Here is a 3263-nt window from a genome sequence, read left to right as displayed (position 1 = left end):
AAAAAGAAGAGCAAACAACAATAGGCGACTGTTGTGTTTGTGCTCACCGACCCTAGAGGCAACTCAAAGGAAGGTATGAGACATCATAACAAGAGCAAAAAAAGCATACCATACGGCGCAAAAGGCGTATGAGTAGAAGAAAGTAATAAAGAGTACACGGGGGATGCCTTGGCTCTCAGAGGCGATGAAGGACGTGATAAGCTGCGATAAGCTTCGGGTATTTGCAAATAGGAATTGATCCGAAGATTTCCGAATGGGGCAACCCGGCATGTTGAAGACATGTCACATATAATGAGCAAACCTGCCGAACTGAAACATCTAAGTAAGCAGAGGAAGAGAAAATAACAATGATTTCCTAAGTAGTGGCGAGCGAAAGGGAAAGAGCCCAAACCAGTCTTGTTACGGCATGACTGGGGTTGTAGGACTGCAACATGGCATCAGCAAACAGAAGTGGAATGGGATGGGAAGCCCAGCGATACACGGTGATAGCCCGGTACACGTATAGAATGCTGGCCTAGCAGTATCCTGAGTACCGCGAGGTCGGAGACGCCTTGTGGGAATCTGCCGGCACCATCCGGTAAGGCTAAATACTCCTGAGAGACCGATAGTGAACCAGTACCGTGAGGGAAAGGTGAAAAGAACCCCGAACAGGGGAGTGAAATAGAACCTGAAACCGTGTACTTACAAGCGGTCGGAGCATCCAAGTGGTGTGACGGCGTGCCTTTTGCATAATGAGCCTACGAGTTACTCCTCTCTGGCAAGGTTAAGTGCTTCAGGCACGGATCCGAAGCGAAAGCGAGTCTGAATAGGGCGTATAGTCAGAGGGGGTAGACGCGAAACCTTGTGATCTACCCATGGACAGGTTGAAGGTGCGGTAACACGTACTGGAGGACCGAACCGATAAACGTTGAAAAGTTTCCGGATGATCTGTGGGTAGGGGTGAAAGGCTAATCAAACTGGGAAATAGCTCGTACTCCCCGAAATGTTTTTAGGAACAGCGTGGATATTAAGTTTCATAGAGGTAGAGCTACTGATTGGGTGCGGGGGAGTCAAATCCTACCAAATCCAGACAAACTCCGAATGCTATGAAATATGATCTGCAGTGAGGCGCGGGGTGCTAAGGTCACGCGCCGAGAGGGAAAGAACCCAGACCATCAGCTAAGGTCCCCAAGTGACAGTTAAGTTGAACTAACGAGGTCCGATTGCACAGACAGCTAGGATGTTGGCTTGGAAGCAGCCATTCATTTAAAGAGTGCGTAACAGCTCACTAGTCGAGCGATCGGGCATGGATAATAAACGGGCATTAAACTGTTCACCGAAGCTATGGGATTGAAATATATCGGTAGGGGAGCATTCTAGCGGCAGCGAAGGTATCTGGTAATGGGTGCTGGAGCTTCTAGAAAAGCAAATGTAGGCATAAGTAACGATAAGGCGGGAGAGAAACCCGCCCACCGAAAGGATAAGGTTTCCTGATCAACGCTAATCGGATCAGGGTCAGTCGGGACCTAAGGAGAACCCGAAGGGGAAATTCGATGGACAACTGGTTAATATTCCAGTACTTTTTATAACTGCGATGTGGGGACGGAGTAGTGACACTGCCGCGATCTGACGGAATAGATCGTTAAAGACAGTAGGTATTAGAACGGTAGGCAAATCCGCCGATCTAGCTGAAAGTCGATAGTACCGCAAGCCTTCGGGTAAGCGGATAGCGCAGGTAATCAGACTTCCAAGAAAAACCGCTAAGCTTCAGGTTATAAAAACCCGTACCGCAAACCGACACAGGTATCCGGGAAGAGGATTCTAAGGTGCTCGAGTGAATCATGGCTAAGGAACTCGGCAAAATGGCCCTGTAACTTCGGGAGAAGGGGCGCTTGCAGCAATGTAAGCCGCAGTGAAAAGGCCCAGGCGACTGTTTAACAAAAACACATGGCTTTGCAAAATCGAAAGATGAGGTATAAGGCCTGACACCTGCCCGGTGCTGGAAGGTTAAGAGGGGATGTCATCCGCAAGGAGAAGCATTGAATCGAAGCCCCAGTAAACGGCGGCCGTAACTATAACGGTCCTAAGGTAGCGAAATTCCTTGTCGGGTAAGTTCCGACCTGCACGAATGGTGTAACGATCTGGGCGCTGTCTCAGCCATGAGCTCGGTGAAATTGTGGTCCCGGTGAAGACGCCGGGTACCCGCAACGGGACGGAAAGACCCCATGCACCTTCACTACAATTTAACATTGACATTGGATACAGGATGTGTAGGATAGGTGGGAGGCTTTGAAGCGGCGTCGCTAGGCGTCGTGGAGCCAACGTTGAAATACCACCCTTTCTGTATTCGGTGTCTAATCCCATAATGTGGGAGACATTGTTTGATGGGTAGTTTGACTGGGGTGGTCGCCTCCAAAAAGGTAACGGAGGCTTTCAAAGGTAAGCTCAGTACGCTTGGTAACCGTACGCGGAGTGCAATAGCATAAGCTTGCTTGACTGTGAGACAGACAAGTCGATCAGGGTCGAAAGACGGATATAGTGATCCGGTGGTTCTGCATGGAAGGGCCATCGCTCAAAGGATAAAAGGTACGCTGGGGATAACAGGCTGATCTCCCCCAAGAGCTCATATCGACGGGGAGGTTTGGCACCTCGATGTCGGCTCGTCACATCCTGGGGCTGGAGAAGGTCCCAAGGGTTCGGCTGTTCGCCGATTAAAGTGGCACGCGAGCTGGGTTCAGAACGTCGCGAGACAGTTCGGTCCCTATCTGTTGTGGGCGTAGGAATTTTGAGTGGGGCTGACCTTAGTACGAGAGGACCGGGTTGGACTAGCCTCTAGTGAATCTGTTGTTCCGCCAGGGGCATTGCAGAGTAGCTACGCTGGGAATAGATAAGCGCTGAAAGCATCTAAGTGCGAAACTAGCCACGAGATGAGAATTCCATATAGGACCGTAGCAGACTACTACGTTGATAGGCTACAGATGTAAAGGTGGCGACACCACAGTCGAGTAGTACTAATCATCCGAAGCTTTCAAAGCAAACAGACTGTTGTTTGTTCTTCATAATAACTTCTTTCAATAATATGTCATTTAAGCGGAAAGCTAAAAGACTAAAGACTAAAGCGGAATACAGTAGCTTTAAGCTTTGAGCTTTATCCTTTCAGCTCAAATAAAAACATTTAGGTGCCTATATCGGTGGTGTCCACCTCTTCCCATTCCGAACAGAGAAGTTAAGCCCACCAGAGCCGATGGTACTGCGGTAACACGTGGGAGAGTAGGTCGGTGCCA

2 rRNA genes are annotated in these 3263 nt (G+C 49.3%); both read left to right on the top strand.

What is annotated here, in order from left to right:
* Positions 1–136 precede the first annotated feature (136 nt).
* Positions 137–3013, top strand: a 23S ribosomal RNA gene (locus tag LQ201_RS25570).
* A gap of 141 nt (positions 3014–3154) precedes the next feature.
* Positions 3155–3263: ribosomal RNA gene (rrf, locus tag LQ201_RS25565) — 5S ribosomal RNA — on the top strand; the annotation flags it as partial.

Source organism: Pedobacter sp. Bi126 (genome assembly GCF_918698245.1).
Classification (GTDB): Bacteria; Bacteroidota; Bacteroidia; order Sphingobacteriales; family Sphingobacteriaceae; genus Pedobacter.
Note: the sequence above shows the minus strand (reverse complement) of the source record. Positions and strands in the feature narration are given on the sequence as shown.